Here is a 16379-nt window from a genome sequence, read left to right on the forward strand (position 1 = left end):
ATGGCCCAGGCCGACATCTCCCTCGTACCTGAACCGGGAGCGAAGAACTACGACGCGATGACCTCCGCCGAACTCAAGGACGCCGGCCAGCGCTGGGTCCTGGACTACATCGAGCGTCACCGTCGCCAGCCGACCCAGCAGGAGGTGGGCGACGAGCACGGCAAGTCCCGCGGCTGGGGCCGCGATCTCATGAAAGAGATGCGGATGCGAGGGCTGATCGCCGACGACGGCACCGGAGAGACCGTGGACACGCTCGCCGAGCTGACGGCCGACGTCGAGCGGGCCGAGGCAGAGCGTGAGCAGGCGTTGAATGCCCAGCGGGCGGCAGAGGCCAACGCAGCAAGGATTCAGGAACGGGCAGAGCGGACGGTTGCGGAGGTGCGTGCGGAAGCTGACCGGCGCGTTGCCGCGCTGGAAGGCGCGTTGACCGAACGACTCAGCGGATCCGAGCGGCAGTCCATGGCAACCGTCCAGCGGCTGCAGGCCGAGCACGAGCAGCAGATCCGCCAGATTCGGCAGGAAGCGGATGAGCAGGTGCAGCGCGCGCAGCGCGAGGCAGCAGCGGCGACAGAGGAGGCGGCCCGGCGTCTGGCCGGCCTCGAAGGCGCCTCGGCCGAACGGGTACGACTGAGCGAGCAACAGGCCGCAGCGGAAACCGCGCGGCTGCAGGCCGAGCACGAGCAGCAGCTGGCCGAGCTGCAGCAGCAGGCTGACGCCCGCCTGGACGAAGCCCGGCGCGAGACCGATCGCGTCCGGGCCGAGGCTGAGGTACGCGTCGCAGAGGCGATCGAAAACGCTCCGACAGTACGCCGTGCGGCCGAGGACGAGGCCCGGACCGAGGTCCTGGCCGCGACGATCACCAGCGCGCACCACACATGGCTGCAAGGGTTGATGTACGGCTTCTACGGCGTCGCTGCTGCGGCAGCCCTGACGGGTCAGGTCTGGGCGGGTGTCGAGCACATCCCGTTCCCTGCCAGCTGGCAGATCGGGTGGAAGATCGCGGTTGTCGCTCCGGCGTTCGCCGTGGTCGAGTTCGGCGGCGTCGTCACGGCGTACGCGGCGGACCTGCGCCGGCGCCTGGGGGAGCGGGCCACCGGGTTCCGGATGATGTCGTTCGGTGCGGCAACGGTCGCTGCTGGATTCAACCTGGTCGGGCACTGGGGACAGTGGTTCCCCGCGATCGGCTTCACCGGCTTGTCGGTGTTCGCGTTCGTGCTGTGGCTGCTGTACTCCGAAGCCCGTCGACGGGACGTACTGCGCGACGCCGGAATGATGTCTCGGCCGGCACCGGTGTACGGGATCGGCCAGTGGCTGCGCGACTTCAAACTGACATGGCAGGCCCGCCGTCTGGCGGTCGAATTCGGCTACGGGACCTACGAGTCACTGCGCCACGCGAAGGAGCTCAACGCGGCCGAGGCCGCGGAACGCCAAGCCGAGCTCGAGGCAGAAGAAGCCGCGGAGCGCCGCAGGGCACGCCTCAAGGCGATCGGCGATGCGATCGTCGCGCGGATCGTGGACAGGTCCGAGGACCCGATCGGTGCGGAGATCGCGAAGAACACGATCGACCTGGACCGAGTCGCCGCCGAGGCCGAGCAGCGGGTGAGCTACGACGGGTGGGGCGAACTGATCGCCCAGGACCTGGACCCCTACCGCCAGAAGCCCGACACCGATCCGAAGTCGGTGACGGCGTGACCCAGCACGATCCGAACGGGGGAACGAGTTCGTGGGAAAACAGCCAGACAGTGTCGGTGCCACCACATATGGTCAGCAGGAACGTCTTGTTGATGAAGGCAACGACCACGGGGAAGCGGTCAGCCGGCCTGACCGGGTGCGTGAGGCACCCGGGGCAGGAGGGCGCCGGTCACGGCGTACTCGCCTCCCTGCGCAATTCCCAGGTACCCGGACACATCCGGGCAGCCGCCGCAGCCTGCGGCACGCGACAAGCAAGGAGGCCGGGACGGTGAACGCGATGAGCGTGGTGCGCAAGGTGTTGGCCATGCCGCCGCGCGAAGAGCACGCGGACAGCGAAGCCGCTGCGCCCGCTGTCGAGGTCTACCTCGAGGAGCCTCACCCGCGGATGGAGATCGCCGGCAAGACCTACCCTCTCGAGGGTGCCGACGTCGACACCCGGCGAGCCAACGCGCGCCAGCAGGTCCTGGAATGGGCCCGCACCATCGACCAGCCCGTCCTGGTGAACGTCGAAGAGCACCTCGGCTCGGCCGCCCTCACCTTCTACCCCGATGGGACGATCGAGGCCGTCGTCGAACCACTGGAAGAGCAGTCCGCCCGGGAAGCGGGGACTCCGGCGAAGGCCCATGCCGGGCCGGCACGCGAACTCGGCCACGCGTTCCCGGTCGTGGAAGAGCGCAAGGCCAGCCCGGCGGCCAAGGTACTGCGGTACCTGCTGCTGCTGCTCGTGATCCTGCTGTGCGTGACCGGCGTCCGGGCGATCATCTGGCCCTACGGCTTCGGCCGGTCCGGGCCGGTGACGACGGGCGGAGCGCTGTCGTCCTTCCCTGCGGCCGAGGCCAGCCAGGTCGCGGCACGGTTCACTACGTCGTACCTGACCTGGGACGAGCGGAACCGGGACAGCCGAGCTTCGGCGATCAGCCTCGATCTGGTTCAAGGCCTCGACGCCACGGCCGGGTGGAGCGGGGAAGGCGTGCAGAGCGTCGCAGCTGTCTACCCCGGCGCGGTGAAGACCGACAACGACCACGAAGGCCACGTCGTCGTCCTGGCCCGGGTCATCCCCTTCAAGGGATCCGGACAGACCTGGAAGGCGCAGCCGGCCATCTGGCAGCGGCTATCGGTGCCGATCGAGGTCGGCCCAGCGCGCGTCGTCGTCAGCGGAGCACCGGCCTACGTCCCGGAAGGCCCCGCCATCGGGCGGGAAAACGCCTCCGGGCCGGCGGCAACCGACGAGGCGCTGACGGCGACGACCCAGTCGGACGCTCGCGCGTTCTTCTCCGCCTACGCGACCAGCGACGAGGCCACCTCGGCGATTACCGCACCCGGCTCTGGCATCCGAAGCCTGAACAAGGCTGTGGAGCTGGAGTCGCTGAAGACCTGGACCGTCGATGCCGGTGACGGGGACCGACGGACCGCACAGGCCACCGTGACATGGAAGCTGCCCGGTGGCACGACCCGGCTGACCCAGAACTACGCCCTCATCCTCATCCGATCGACCGCCGCTGACGGAATGCAGCGCTGGCAGGTCGCCGAGATCACCAACAACTAGTAAGGAGCACATAGGAAATGCTGATCGAAATGGTGTCCCTGGCTGCACCGACCGGTGCGGCGTTCAGGGACTGGATCATCACGGTGGCCGGCATCTTCTTCTCCGTCATCTTGGTGCTGCGATCCCTGCAGTACTACGCCGCGAGGGAGTGGGGAACGTTCTTCGGCCACATCGGAGTCAGCGTCGTGGTCGCGGTGATCTGCTTTGCCACCGGAGCGTTCGTGAACGTCCTCACGACTATCGGCCAGCTGATCCTCGGGACGTCCTGATGCGGCAGGGCCGGACGCTGACCAAGCACCTCAACCTCGAAACCCGGCAGTACGACATCCTCGGGCTCGACCTGAACGAAGGGGCCCCGCGGCGCCAGGTAGCGCTTACGGCCGTCTCGTTCGTGATCTGGTGCTTGCTCATGGCTCCCATCGTGGGGCTGCCGGGCCGGTGGGAGGCCGCGATCTACATCGTCCCGCCGATGGTGTTCGCCTGGTTCGCCTGGCAGAAGAGCCCGACCCACGACGGGCGTCGACGACGGTTGACCGACTGGCTGCTGCAGCTGCGCTACACCGTCAGCGGTCACCGTCCGGTCATCTCGCTGGGGTCGCGCCAGCCCACCTCGGCGGAGCTGATTCCGCTGAGGGAACGGATCGCCTTCGACGCGGTGTGGCAGGTGCTGGACTTCCGTCAGGGTCCCCGGACCTCGTGGGGACGAACCAAGAGCCACACCAAGCTCGAGCGGCGCCCGGCGTCCGCGCCGGTCGAGATCTACCAGACCGTCCGGTTGTTCGACGCCGACCAGATCGCTGCCGCCCGGGACAGCACCGTCCGCAAACTCACCAAGCAGCGCCGAGACCTCCCCCAAGGAGCTTGAGATATGAACCGCACGCTGACGCGAGGCCTTGCCAGCCTTGGACTGGGAAAGGATCGATCCGAACCGCCGACCCGGCTGATCGCGGCCGCGCCCGGCCTCCTGGTCAGCGAGACCAAAGCCGAAGCCTGGTTCCTGATCCCGACCGCGAACACCGACCTTGCCACCGAGACGGCACGTGACGCCGAACTCGACAACGTCGTGCGCTTCGCCATGCGGTACCTGGTCGACCGCGAATGCCACTTGAAGGTCGTGTGGGGCCGGGTCTCGGGCATGGATTACGCCGCCGAAGTCGCGAGCCGATTCGTCAACGGCGACGGCGAAGCGTGGGCCGAGCAGCGCGGCGCACGAATCGACGCCGACGACCTGCCCCAGCGCTACGTGCTCCTCGGCGTGAAGCTGGCCGACCGGAACACGCGCGGCGCCGGCAAGAGTGGCGTACTGGCCGAGGCGCTCGGTACGACGACCAAGCAGGTACCAAAAGAAGAGATGGCCCACCTGTCACAGCAGGTCCGCAAAATCGGCCAGGCTCTGGCCAAGTCGCCGTGGCAGGCGCGCATGGCCAGCGTCGAGGAGATCTCCTGGATGATCTCGCGCGAGATGCACCGTGGCGCCGTCGGGATCCCGCGCGCCGGCCTGATCACCGGCGCGCCCCTCGGCCGGCTGGTCGCCAGCAAGATCGTGCCCTACAGCGACCACATCGAGATCTTCGACGTCAGCGACCAGGTATCGGCCTACGCCTGCGTGCTCACGATGGACGAGTTCGACGAGGTCCTGGAGGTGCCGGGCCCGGGGGAGTGGCTTCGGACCCTGTCCGAGGTCTCCTACGTGACCGGGGAAGGCACCGAACGCAGCGTGAACGTGGATGCCTCCGTGCGGTTCACCGTGCTGCGCCCCAAGGACGCCGGAAAGATCGTCAGCGAGTCGAAGAGATCGGCCAAGGAGCAGGCGCGCAGCGCCAGCCGCAGCTCGGCCGGCACACCGTCCGACGAGGTCGCCGAGACCGAGGACGTCATGTCGCTGCTGCAGCGCGACATCCGCCGAGACGGCATCACGCTGGTCGAGGACCACCCGCGGCTTGTCGTGACCGGCAGCTCCATCGAAGAGCTCGAGATCCACGTCGACGCTGTCATCCAGCACTATGCCGAGCGCGGGATCGCCGTGAACATCGGCGCGAACGAGCAGCGCGACCTCTGGCTCGAATCTATGCCAGGTGACCGGCTGAGAGTGACCGATCTGGGTCACGTACGCGAGGCCAGCGCCTTCTTCGGCAGCTCCTTTTGGTGCGGCAGCCGCGTCGGGGAAGACACCGGCCCGGCGATCGGGATCCTGACTGGAAGTACGCCGGGCATCGTGCGGTACGACGTCGCGGCCGGCGCCAGCATGAACGACGCCACGACCACCGCCCTCATCGGCCGTTCGGGCCGCGGTAAGTCAACGGCCCTCATGCTGATGGGCCTGGACGCAGCGATCAGCGGCGCCTGGTCAGTGATCCTCGACCTGAAAGGCGATCTCGCCGGCGTCGTCGACGTGGCCAAGGACTACGGCATTCCTTCGGCTGTCACGGAGATCTCACCCAAGTACTCCGGGGCCGCCGACATGTTCCGGTTCCTTGCCACCGATCAGGCGGTGCTGCAGATTCCGGCCCAGCTGATGCTGATCGCGCCGCGGGAGCTCCGAGCGGGCGCCGAATCGCTGATCGTCGAGGCCGTCCGGACCGAGGCCGCCGAGAGCACGCGGCCGACGACCAACGGCGTGATTCAGCGGCTCATGAGCAGCGACGACACGCAGGCATCCAGGCTCGGCCGGGCGCTGTGGGGTCTGACGCAGGACGGTATCGGCAGCATCGTTGCCGGGCCGCCGACCGACGTCGCGGATCCGCTGAGCACCGAACCTGGGCTGTGGCTGGTCCAGCTGCCGAACCTGAGCCTGCCCACACCGACCAGCGACCCCGACCAGTGGACACCCCCCGAGCGCGTCGGCATGGCCACGCTGCGCGGACTCCTGACCTGGCTCATCAACACCAGCGGCAACCCATTGATCCGGAGTCAGGCCAAGGTCATCGGTATCCCCGAGGTCCACCTGCTGGCCAAGACCAACGACGGAGCCTCCTACCTCGACCGCAGTGCCCGGATGGGCCGCGCCTTCGGTACGTCGCTCGTGCTCGACACACAGGACTCAGAGACCATCGCGAACAACCCGGGACTGGTCGAGCAGCTGCGCACGATCTTCGTGTTCTCGCTGCGGTCGATGGACCAGCTCGTCGGCGCAGCCGAGCTGCTCGGGCTGCCCAACCACCCGAGCACCTACAACATGATCCGCAACATCAACACCAAGCCCGACCGCTCCATCTGGCACGGTCACTGCCTGATGCGCGACCGGCGCGACGAAGTCGCCTCGGTGCAGTGGGAGTACCCGAACGCCGAAATCGCGCGCCAACTCAACACGAGCCCCACCTCGGGCCAAGGCCGACCTGGAGAGCCGGAGGACGAGCTCGAGGACGAGTACTTCGACGAGTACGCCGACGAGGAGGGCGTTGCATGACCACCGCTCCGCCCACGGACCAGAACCCGCGCCGCCGACGCCTCCTGATTGGCATCGCCCTGCTGGCCCTGATCATCGCGGTGATCGTCATCGTGATCATCGCGGCCTCGGGTAGCAAGGGAGACGGGTCGACGCCGCCCACGCCCGACCAGCGCGACCAAGCCGCGATCGCCTACGTCAACGCCATCAACGCCGGCGACCCCGAGGCGGTCTGCCGCCTGGAGACCGCTCGTCAGCGGGGTGACGACTCACTCGCCGAGTGCGCGGAAGACCGTAAGTACCTACGCGACCGCAACGTGAAAGCCGACGAGCCGAAGGTGATCCGGTCCAGGCAGCTCGCGGAAGGTACCGGCGTGCTGGTCGAGTACCACCTCACCACCGGCGGCGACACTCCAAGCCACGACGCCCTGCGGATGCTTCAGCAGCCCGACGGAGCGTGGCTCATCGACCAGGCCGAAAGCGCCGACGCCGCAACCATGGCCACCGACGACCCGATCCTGACCGCACTTGGCGAACGGAGGGCAGCACAGTGAACCGCCGACGCCTAGCTCTCACCGTGGTGATCGCCGCAACGATCGCCACGGCCGGTACGGCGTACGCGGCCGGCGCTGCCGACCCGCAGCCGACCCAGACCACCCCGACCGGCCTCGGCGATCTGTTGCCCACACCGGATCTGACCCACGGCGACACCCGCAACATGTTCGAGGCCTACAGCGCCATGAGCTACAGCCTCGACACCGACGAAGGCAAGATCCCGGACGGGATCAACGGCATCCTGAACGCCTACGCGAACCTGCTCTTGTTCTACCTGGTGGCCATCACCCGGGCAGCGATCACGGTCGGCTGGTGGCTGTTCAGCTTCACCGACATCAAGGCCGTCAGCGATGCGACGTCCGGGATCGTGACCTCGGCGAGCTCGGCGCTGACCAGCTGGCTGCTGCCGTCGGCGCTGGCCTTCGGGGCAGTGCTCGCCTTCGCCCGGCACCGCGGCTCCCGAGAGGGCGGCGGCTTCTCGCAAGTGCTCTGGGTGATCGCGTCAGGGCTGCTCGCCGTCAGCTTCACCACCGGCGCCGCGACATGGGTCAACGGACTGGACTCTGCGCGACAGCTCGGCGCGACCGCCGTCATGGACGCGTCGACCAGGACGATCACGAGCAACAGCACGGAACCCTTCGAGACGCCGGCACCCTCGTACGAGCGCGGAAGCGAGCGTGACAAGCTCCTGCGGCAATCGGCCGATTCCACCTGGCGCGCCTTCGTCGTCACACCGTGGTGCCTGGCCGAGTTCGGATCCCTCGAAGCCTGCAAGCGGTACGGCAAGGCAATCCTCGACCGCGGCACCGACGCCGACAAGCGCAAGAAGTACATCAACGACGAGCTGAAGCGGGCAGAGGGCGGTGATGACAGCCCGACGGTGCAGTGGACCAAGGGCAACAGTCCCATCCAGCGCATCGGCATCATGTCCCTGGCTATGATCGCCGCGGCGATCTTCGCCGCTCTGAGCATCGCCTTGTGCTTCGCCGCGCTGATGGCCTTCATCGGCGCACTGCTCCTGCTCGTCACCGGCGTCTTCTTTGCCTGTCTGTGGGTCATCCCCGGCCGGCCACGGCAATGGGGCATCAACTGGTTCGAGATGCTCATCGGCCTTGTGCTCCAGTCGATCCTCGCCCTCCTGGTCTTCGGTACCACCTTGTCTTTGGTGACCGCGATCTACTCCCTGTCGGGAACGATGGGCTGGCTGCCGACCAACGGCCTGGCCATCGTCGTACTGTTCGCGGCGTTCCGACTGCGGCGGATGCTCGAGGGCATCACACAGATGATGCGGCCCGGGTACGGCAGCAGCGGACTCGTCGGCGCGATGGCACTGCGCCAGGTCACCCGGGGGATCGGCAGCCTGTTTCGGTCCACTGGCCGCGGCCAGACCAAGCGAACGCCGAAGTCGCGGCGAGACGGCGGCGACCGGCCCAAGTCCGAGCGGCTCCCTGGCGACGAGGATGGAATCAAGCCACCGCCACCACGGCCGATGCCGCCCCAAGAACCGCAGAACAGCCGCGGACCCCGGCCACGGCCGGGTGGCCAGCCGGGAGGCCGGCCGGGAGACGGGCCAGGTCAGCAGCCCGAGGCAGCGCGCGCCGAGGTACCGAAGGACCCAGCTCAGCGCGAAGAGCAGATCAATGTGCCCCGACCACGGACAGTTTCCGCCGAGCCTGCGGGCAAGGACCGCCACGCGGTGACCGTCGGCGACCCCGACAAGATCGCCGCCAAGCCGGCCACGGTGACCCCGGCCACGACCACGACCACCGCCTCGACCTCTAAGCCCGCACCGGGCGACGACGGCAAGTCGGAGCGCCACAAGACCGAGGGCGAACGACTCCCGTCGCACCAGCCGTCGCGAGGTGTCGGCCGGGGCACAACTCGGCCGGGCGATGCGGAGCGGACGCACACGCCGTCGCGAGGTGTCGGCCGGGGCACAACTCGGCCGGGCGATGCGGAGCGGACGCACACACCGGCCAAGGCCTACCGGCCCGGTCGGGCGACGACCCGCTACGAGACCGTGCGGCCGAGCACGCCGACTCTGCGCGAAGGGCCCCCGCCGCCCGGAGCCCGGCTACGACCGGTGCGCCCCCAGCAGCGGACCTTCCGTGTCTACAACGCCGAGCCGCCCAGTGGTCCGCCTCCTCGTGAGCGGATCCCGGAAAGGACGTCATGACGCAGGATCCGCAGCGCCCCAACGACTGGCGTGACCTGCTGAATCCGGACTACGACTACTCCGACGAGATCCTCGATACCGAATCGGGCCGAGGCCGGCGCCGCAATAAGCGGCGCTGGCGCAAGGCCGACCGGCAGAACCGGGCCGCCTGGATCCGCGAGGAACGCCGCAACCAGGAGCCGGTCAGCCCAGGGGCCATGCTCGGTGCTGTCGTCGTCGTGATCGCGCTGGTCTTCAGCGCGGCCTACGTCGTACCGAAGTGGTTCACCAAGGACGAGCCTGCTCGAGGCAGTGACGACGGGGGAGGGGTGACGATTCTGCGGCCGACAGAGGCCGCCACCGGCGGCCCGATCGTCCAGCCGTCTTCGAGCGTCACGAGCTCGCCCACGACGTCGGCGCCGGTGCTGCAGGCCTCCCAGGTCGACGGCATCCTGCAGACATGGGCGAAGCAGTTCTACGCCCGCCAACCGGCCGTCGAGACGTACGACGCCCTGGTCGACCGAATGGAGCCGTACTTCACCGACGATGTGCAGGAATCACTCAAGGAGGCCGGTGACCCGACGTACGACGCGCTCGCGACCGATCAGGGAGCGTCTCGTGTCCGGCAGGTCACCATCACCGCGCCCCCGGCGACTGGCGGCGCGCCTGCAGACACCCCGACCAGAGTCACGCGCCTCCTGGTCGCGCAGATTCAGGTGACCGGCAAACGCCCCGCCCGGTTCGAGCTGCGAGCGCTGGTCACGGTGGTGCCCGATCGCGGTAGCTGGAGGATCAGCTCAATCGCCGGCAAGACCGGCTGATGTACGACGAACGCGACCTCGCCAAGGCCGGCAGCGCCGGAGCAGCGCTGCTCGGCCGAGGCGCCATGGTCAAGGTCGGCATCCTCGCCGCCTTCGCACTGATCATCGCCCTGTTCGCGCTCGCTCCCGCCGCCAAGACGAACACCGTCGCGGCCGGGTGCTCGATCGAGGTTCCCGGCTCGGGGACTGACCAGCCTGAAACCGACGGGCCACTGCACGCACAGCAGATCGAGTACGTGAAGATGTTCGACCGGATCGCCGCCGAGAACAACCTGCCCGGCCGCGCGACGCTGGTCGCCATCATGACGGCCCTGCAGGAATCCCAGATCCGCAACCTGCCCGGCGGACACGCCGACTCCGTCGGCATCTTCCAGCAACGCCCCAGTACCGGCTGGGGCAGCAAGCAGCAGCTGCAGAACGAGGAGTACGCCACCCGCGCGTTCTTCGGCGTTGGCCCCCAGGACCCACCGCCGCCAGGACTGATCGATATCGACGGCTGGTACACCATGCCCTTGACCGAAGCGGCCCAGGCCGTGCAGGTCTCGGCCTTCCCTGACGCCTACGCCCGCCACGAAGGCACCGCTCGCAAGCTCGCCGTCGAAGCGGGTATCAACCTCGACCGCCCGGGCGACCCCTACGGCGGCCGACCATCTCGCCCGGGCGCGACCACCGGCCCATCCGGCGCGCCGATCCTCAACCCCTGCATCGGACCCGGCGATACCGGGCCGATCGACGGAACATGGCCCGAGGAGTCCTGCAGCGTCGTACCGGACCCCAGCAACGGGCGCGGCTGCGTCACCCCGCGGACCGCCGCCTGGATCATGCAAGCGCGGACCGCCCTTCGAGGACAGGGCATGAGCTGCTGGGACGCCCACGCCTGGAACCCGACCAGCGACCATCCCCGTGGACGCGCGTGCGACCTCATGACTGGTCGCGACGCCCGCAAGAACGCAGCGGAGAAGGCCAAGGGAGATCGCATCGCGGCCTGGACCCTCAGCACCGCCAGGCAGACCGGCGTGCGCTACGTGATCTGGTACGGCCGGATCTGGTCGGCCAGCCGCGGAACGTGGGAGAAGTACAACGGTGGCGGCGTCTACGACGCGAACGACCCCAACGGCGGGCACTTCAACCACGTGCACGTCTCGATGTACTGAACCACCACGAGCCGTGTCCCGAGCTGCTTCGGATCTCTCGGGCCACGAAAGAGGGGTCCTCGGCCGAGCGCCGGGGACCCCTCGCAGTTGTGGTCGTTCTACAAGATCATGTCGGCGGGGAGCATCGCGCCAGCTAGCAACCCAGCCTCGATCTCACGGTCGATCCGATCCCAGTCGATCCCGGTCCAGTGCTGGATCGACAGCCGGCCGGAGTACACGGCAACCTGGCCGTGCTCGGCCACCAGCTGGACCCAGATCGGGTGTACGGCCAGTTCCAGATCGGCCATCACCGACAGGCCGGTGCTGAGCACCAGACGCCCTAGGACGAACGGCTGCTGCGTCCTGATGGGCGTGAACCGGACCTGCGTCTCCACCCGGGCGATGGGGTTCTCCTTCTGGACCTGCGTGACCTGTTCCCAGCCGGCGTCGAACAGTGCCGCCGACGTACCGTCGATCCGGAGTCCGTCGTCGGTGACGAGGGTGACTTCCCCGTGGTTCGACACGAACAGCACCGGACGTACCGGCCCGCCCGGGAGCTGGAGAATGGCACTCATTGCGCTGACGGACTGAGCCGGGTGGTCGTCCGCGTCAAGGTAGTTGCGGAGCTCGGCGCGGGGGAGGTGCCGCACCTCTGAACCGGAGCAGGTGGCGTGGGTGAGTGCGAGCGCGGTGAGCTCGCCCGGTGCTTCGTCCGGGTCAGAGATCAGCAACACCAGGGACGAGGCCTCCTTGCTGGTCTCGATCGGCTGAGAGCAGTCCCGGCACATCCCGACGCCCACCTCGGCCTCCGCCAGGTGCCGTTCAGCGGCTTCACCGAGGTGCTCGGCGACCTCGGGTGCCATGGTCGGTCGCATCAGGCATATCCGTTCTGTTGAAGGTCAGTGGTGGTGGTTTCGCGGCGGATCCGCTGTGCGAGCTCGCCCAGGAGAATAGCGGCGATCGCCTCACGAACCGGTGCGGTCACGAGCAACCGCAGTTCGTCGGGCAGGTCGACAGCCGCCGGCGAGCCGGAGCGTAGCTGCATGGCCAGTTCGAGGGCCCTGAGGTCGTCATCGACCATCGGCTTCCCCAGCTTCGGTTGCCGACTCCGGCGGCGGCTCGGTCTCCCCGTATTTCGCCATCCACTCGTCGAAACGGGCCAGCCACTCATTCACCGACCGCGACTCGACGCCCTGTGTGGTGACAAGGTCGCGCAGCAGCGCGGACGCGGATCCCGCCAGCGCTACTGACTGCGCAGCGTGGGGAGGCACGCCGCGATCGAGCAGTTCCGTCAGTTCAATGTCGATCTCGACCAGGTGGATCCCGTGCACCCGTTGGGCTGCGGTCGGATCATCGGTGGCCAGGGAGTTGTCCCGGGCTCGCCGTACAAGCTCCCTCTGGCGCCACAGCTCGATAGCGCGGACGCCGGCGGCACCACGGGTGGCTGCTGCCGCCTCTCTGCCCCGGTCCAGTCGCTCACCGAGCTCCCGGGTCAACTGCCGTACTTCGGGGCTGGGCTGCATCTCGTTCATAGGTCGTGTACCTCTCGTAGTCTCAGGAAGAAGGCGGCCGGAGACGTTACTGGCGTCCCCTGCCGCCCTCAGTCAGTAGCTAGTTTTCGGGCCGGCGGGCGGGTCGAGCTCACGGTGAACCTCGTACAGACACATCCCGGCACCCTCGAGAGCGCTGATCGCCTCAGCCATCTCCTGCGGCTGCGCGTTGAACTGGTCGACCTGGTCGGCGACGAGCTCGGCGATCTGCTGCGTCGCTCCGAGGGTCTTGCTCAGGGCGTCGACCACCTTCCCCAGCTCGACGCGCCGAAGCTGCCCGAGCTCGGCCACCAGGCCTGTTCCGTCGAGCTGCTCGACGAGGTTCTCCCAGGTAGCGCAGGCCAGCAGCAGCTCGTCTACTGGGCCCAGAGCAGAGGCGTCGGTCATGTCGTCCTCCCCTTCGTCGTGGCTTTCAGGCTTCCGGTCAGCACCGACACGTTCGCCGGGTGCCGGCGACGCGGCGGAGTCACCACTTGGACCCGCGGACCGGGTAGCGCCGCGCGATGCGACGACGCGCTCGGGTGGTGCGCCGGCCAGGCCCGGTGTTGAGCCGGTCATTGATGTAGGTCCAGGCGCCCAGCGCCACGGCGTAGGTTGGGCTGCCGAACTCGGCGCGGAGAAGACGCGCTTTCAAGGTCCGCTTGTAGCCGCGGAGCTGGTCGCGGCTGTGGCCGGCCAGCATCTGCTCGGCGCGGCGGTAGCCGGAGGCGTACCGCTGCGCGTTCCGGGCATGGGTCGGCCCGGCGTTCGTGGTCGATGACATGATGGTGTGCTCCTGCCTCAGTGGTGGGATCTGGTGGCCGGGCCCGGGTCTGCAAAATCGGGGTCCGGTCACCGCTTGTGTGATGCGGTGAATTGGTGAGCTACTGCGGTGGTTCAGGGTGCTTGTCCAGCCAGGCGAGCCACTCGTCGCGCGGAGAGACGCCGTTGCGATCTGGACTCCACCAGAGCTTGACGTCGTCCCGCTTGACGATCTGGGAGATCCGGCCATCGCTGAGCTCCGTGGCGTCCGCGATTCGCGTCTGCCGTACTCCTTCAACGGCCGCAGCTCGGATCGCCGCGTCGTACAAGATCTTGAGTTGAGCCTCTTGGGCCTTGACGGCCTTGTGGTGCTCGGAAATCAGTCGGACTGCCTGCAGCAGCTCGGCTTGTCGCTCGGTCAACTCTTTACCCATACCAAGACCTTAATGTTCTAAATTTGCTTTAGCAATCTAAAGATCCGCCTCGGCTGGTGAGGGAAGATCTCTCGTCGGTCAGGCGCCCCGCAGGGTGCGCGCGGCGGCAAATGTCCTTGTCCAGTTGCCTTTCGGTCGAGCTCGGCGAGTCTGGACAAAGGTCTCTGCCGCTGTGCTCAGGCTTGCCCGCCTGGTTGACGCGAGATCGTGCCGATGACAACTCTCAGAACGAGGGCCGGGGGAGTGGGGGCAGCGCCCCCGCAGCTTCTGCCCCCGGCGAGGACTACGCCGGCGACCTGTGCCAGGTCGTATCCGAGAAGATCTCCCGCACATGCTGCTCGGCCGCCTGGCGGTCTTCCTCGCTGACGGTGTCGCCGACGTAATCGATTCGGTCGGTCCCGTGCGCGGTCAGCTCCAGCTCAGCCCACGCCCGCAGGGCCGAAAGAGACCTGATCTCCTGGCCCTCGTCCTCGGCCAGAGCCACGAGCGCGGTCAGCATCCGCAGGTCCAGGTCGAACCGTGGGCGCATCGTAATCCGGGCATTCCCATCCCTGCGCATCGTGATTTTCACTTCTGGCCTCCGATCAACGATCTCGTGCTGCCGGTCGGGCAGCTCGGTGTTCATGCCAGAAATATAGCAAGCTAAAGATTATTTAGCAAGCTAAAATCTGTGCGGGAGGGAGTCATCGGCCGGAGCACCGAATCAGCGTGACGGGCTGGTCATCGCTTGGAGGAGTTCGTACGCCGTACGACAGTCGCCGAGCGCGCTGTGGCTACCGCCGAGAGGGAGCCAGCGTCGACGGAGCTCCCAGTCGGTACGGCGGCCCATGAGGCAGGCCCAGTTCGCGAAGTCGGCGAGGTGTGCCGGGTCGAGTCCATCGCGGTCGCTGTGGCCGACGACCACGCCATGATCGAAGCCGGCGTTGTACGCCAGGACGGTGCGCCCGGCAGTGACGGCGAGGAGCTGGGGGAGGACCTCGCTCCAGTCCGGAGCGTCGGCGACGTCGTTGTCACTGATGCCGTGGATCCAGCGCGCGTCGGGGCTGATCGGGCAGCGCGGGTTGACCCGGCTGTCCAGCAGGGTCTCGCCGGTGGCCGCGTCGACTACGGCGATCTCCACGACGTACCCGTCAAGGTCGGTGGTCTCGGTGTCCAGGATCACCGCGGCGCCCGGCTCGCGCATGGTGCGCGCCCAGCGCAGCGCGGCGCCGGCATGGGTCGAGACGGCGATGTCGTCCTCGTACTGCGACATGGTCTCGTCGGCGGCGATCGCCGCCCGTACGTCGTCGACCGTGAGGGCGCCGGTGCGCTCGAAGTCGATCTCCCAGCGGCCGGCGCCGGGGTGCCACCATGCCCAGGTCTCGATCTCGTGTTTCTGGCCGAGGCGGGCGATCCACCGGCGGATCGCGGCCGCGCGGTCGACGGGCCGGTTCGAGAGCTCGCGCAAGGGAGAGGGGTCCCCGGGCTTGACCGAGTGCAGCGCCTCCCAGTCAATCGCCGGGTGCGACCGCAGCTCCTCGAGGTCGCCGACGCGGTACAGCGGTACGTCGACCTCGCGGTACCTGGTGACCTGCACCGACGTGTAGGTCTTCGGCGCGAGGAGATCGGCGGCGAGCAGGTACTTGAAGTCGGTGGGGCGCAGCTCCAGCTTCTCCGTGGCCTGCTGGGCAGTGAGGAGCCGATCGGCGCGCAACTGCTCGGCCAGGTCCTCGTCGTCGGCGAGGGCGTCGAGCTCGGCCTTGCGGACCCGGTCGTAGTCGTCGGTGGTCAGGCCGCGCTCGGCCGAGACGCGGCGGAACTCGGCGCGGCGCCACCCGAGGTAGTCCGCGGCTTCAGCGATGTGGACGCTGGCGTCGAACCAGGCGGCCCGGTCGGCGACGATCCGCGCCAGGTCTTCGGCCGGTACGGCGTCCAGCGCGCGGCAGTCGTACAGCGGCCACTCCTTGTAGTAGGAGTCGATCGCCAACAGCTCCGCGGCGACCAGTGCCTCGACGTCCCACTTCTCGACAGTCAGGCCGGTCCGCTCGGCCAGCCGCTGAGCGGACCGGTGCGCGCCGATCGGCGCGTCCTCGCCGAGAACGGCAACGATCTCGGCACGCCGATCGCGGATCCCGTCGGCGACGTCGACCAGCCACGGCGGGCCGGCATCAGGAACCAGGCCTTCGCGGACGGCGGCCTGCAGTTGCCACTCCGACAGACCGGTGTGCCGCAGCACCTGGAGAGGCCCGAGAGTCGCAGGCTTGCGCGCCTTCTTCGGCGTTCGGTCCGCCGTACCGGGCTGATTGCTCACAGTCATGCCTCCGATAGTCCACGGCCGCGCCGACAGTCCGGCGAGCGCAAAACGCGCTTTCGTATCTTTAGTTTCGC

At 68.2% G+C, this 16379-nt stretch carries 17 protein-coding genes; 9 read left to right on the forward strand and 8 right to left on the reverse strand.

All coding sequences use genetic code 11. The features are described 5' to 3' along the window. The 9 genes from ACQPXM_RS41155 (at nucleotide 1) to ACQPXM_RS41195 (ending at nucleotide 11308) form a co-directional block, all read left to right on the forward strand. Nucleotides 1–1692 carry a hypothetical protein gene (locus ACQPXM_RS41155; RefSeq protein ID WP_432951304.1) on the forward strand — a complete coding sequence of 564 codons (1692 nt, stop codon included), beginning with the start codon at nucleotides 1–3 and terminating at the stop codon, nucleotides 1690–1692. 277 nt (nucleotides 1693–1969) lie between these two features. After that, nucleotides 1970–3238: a conjugal transfer protein gene (locus tag ACQPXM_RS41160; protein WP_432951375.1), complete on the forward strand. Its 1269-nt coding sequence runs from the start codon at nucleotides 1970–1972 to the stop codon at nucleotides 3236–3238. Between the two features lie 17 nt (nucleotides 3239–3255). Continuing rightward, complete coding sequence (locus ACQPXM_RS41165) at nucleotides 3256–3507, forward strand: hypothetical protein (protein ID WP_432951306.1); 252 nt, start codon at nucleotides 3256–3258, stop codon at nucleotides 3505–3507. After that, complete coding sequence (locus ACQPXM_RS41170) at nucleotides 3507–4103, forward strand: hypothetical protein (protein WP_432951308.1); 597 nt, start codon at nucleotides 3507–3509, stop codon at nucleotides 4101–4103. The genes ACQPXM_RS41165 and ACQPXM_RS41170 overlap by 1 nt, the downstream gene beginning before the upstream one ends. Nucleotides 4104–4106: 3 nt before the next feature. Then, nucleotides 4107–6644 carry an ATP-binding protein gene (locus ACQPXM_RS41175; RefSeq protein WP_432951310.1) on the forward strand — a complete coding sequence of 846 codons (2538 nt, stop codon included), beginning with the start codon at nucleotides 4107–4109 and terminating at the stop codon, nucleotides 6642–6644. Beyond that, nucleotides 6641–7177 carry a hypothetical protein gene (locus ACQPXM_RS41180; protein WP_432951312.1) on the forward strand — a complete coding sequence of 179 codons (537 nt, stop codon included), beginning with the start codon at nucleotides 6641–6643 and terminating at the stop codon, nucleotides 7175–7177. The genes ACQPXM_RS41175 and ACQPXM_RS41180 overlap by 4 nt, the downstream gene beginning before the upstream one ends. After that, the gene (locus ACQPXM_RS41185; RefSeq protein WP_432951314.1) at nucleotides 7174–9354 is read left to right on the forward strand and encodes a hypothetical protein; all 2181 of its coding nucleotides are present in this window, start codon (nucleotides 7174–7176) and stop codon (nucleotides 9352–9354) included. Before ACQPXM_RS41180 ends, ACQPXM_RS41185 begins: the two co-directional genes overlap by 4 nt. After that, the gene (locus tag ACQPXM_RS41190; protein ID WP_432951316.1) at nucleotides 9351–10154 is read left to right on the forward strand and encodes a hypothetical protein; all 804 of its coding nucleotides are present in this window, start codon (nucleotides 9351–9353) and stop codon (nucleotides 10152–10154) included. Before ACQPXM_RS41185 ends, ACQPXM_RS41190 begins: the two co-directional genes overlap by 4 nt. Further along, nucleotides 10154–11308 (forward strand): hypothetical protein, encoded by a 1155-nt coding sequence (locus ACQPXM_RS41195; RefSeq protein ID WP_432951318.1) that lies wholly within the window; start codon nucleotides 10154–10156, stop codon nucleotides 11306–11308. The genes ACQPXM_RS41190 and ACQPXM_RS41195 overlap by 1 nt, the downstream gene beginning before the upstream one ends. A gap of 98 nt (nucleotides 11309–11406) precedes the next feature. On the opposite strand, the gene ACQPXM_RS41200 is transcribed toward ACQPXM_RS41195, so the two are convergent. From ACQPXM_RS41200 to ACQPXM_RS41235, 8 genes are all read right to left on the reverse strand, one after another. Next, the gene (locus tag ACQPXM_RS41200) at nucleotides 11407–12162 is read right to left on the reverse strand and encodes a hypothetical protein (RefSeq protein WP_432951320.1); all 756 of its coding nucleotides are present in this window, start codon (nucleotides 12160–12162) and stop codon (nucleotides 11407–11409) included. Beyond that, entirely contained in the window at nucleotides 12162–12368 is a 207-nt protein-coding gene (locus ACQPXM_RS41205; RefSeq protein ID WP_432951322.1) for a hypothetical protein, read from the reverse strand. The genes ACQPXM_RS41200 and ACQPXM_RS41205 overlap by 1 nt, the downstream gene beginning before the upstream one ends. Beyond that, the gene (locus ACQPXM_RS41210; RefSeq protein ID WP_432951324.1) at nucleotides 12358–12819 is read right to left on the reverse strand and encodes a hypothetical protein; all 462 of its coding nucleotides are present in this window, start codon (nucleotides 12817–12819) and stop codon (nucleotides 12358–12360) included. Before ACQPXM_RS41210 ends, ACQPXM_RS41205 begins: the two co-directional genes overlap by 11 nt. A gap of 72 nt (nucleotides 12820–12891) precedes the next feature. Beyond that, nucleotides 12892–13224, reverse strand: a complete 333-nt coding sequence (locus ACQPXM_RS41215) for a hypothetical protein (RefSeq protein WP_432951326.1) — start codon at nucleotides 13222–13224, stop codon at nucleotides 12892–12894. Nucleotides 13225–13303: 79 nt separating this feature from the next. Next, nucleotides 13304–13600: a hypothetical protein gene (locus tag ACQPXM_RS41220; protein ID WP_432951328.1), complete on the reverse strand. Its 297-nt coding sequence runs from the start codon at nucleotides 13598–13600 to the stop codon at nucleotides 13304–13306. A 100-nt stretch (nucleotides 13601–13700) separates the two neighbouring features. Then, on the reverse strand, nucleotides 13701–14012 hold the full coding sequence (locus ACQPXM_RS41225; RefSeq protein ID WP_432951330.1) for a hypothetical protein: 312 nt from the start codon (nucleotides 14010–14012) through the stop codon (nucleotides 13701–13703). 283 nt (nucleotides 14013–14295) lie between these two features. Further along, nucleotides 14296–14637 (reverse strand): hypothetical protein, encoded by a 342-nt coding sequence (locus ACQPXM_RS41230; protein WP_432951332.1) that lies wholly within the window; start codon nucleotides 14635–14637, stop codon nucleotides 14296–14298. A 78-nt stretch (nucleotides 14638–14715) separates the two neighbouring features. Beyond that, nucleotides 14716–16308, reverse strand: a complete 1593-nt coding sequence (locus ACQPXM_RS41235) for a 3'-5' exonuclease (protein WP_432951334.1) — start codon at nucleotides 16306–16308, stop codon at nucleotides 14716–14718. Nucleotides 16309–16379 lie beyond the last annotated feature (71 nt).

Origin of the sequence: Kribbella sp. CA-253562 (assembly GCF_050942265.1) — a bacterium.
In the GTDB taxonomy this organism is placed as follows: Bacteria; Actinomycetota; Actinomycetes; order Propionibacteriales; family Kribbellaceae; genus Kribbella.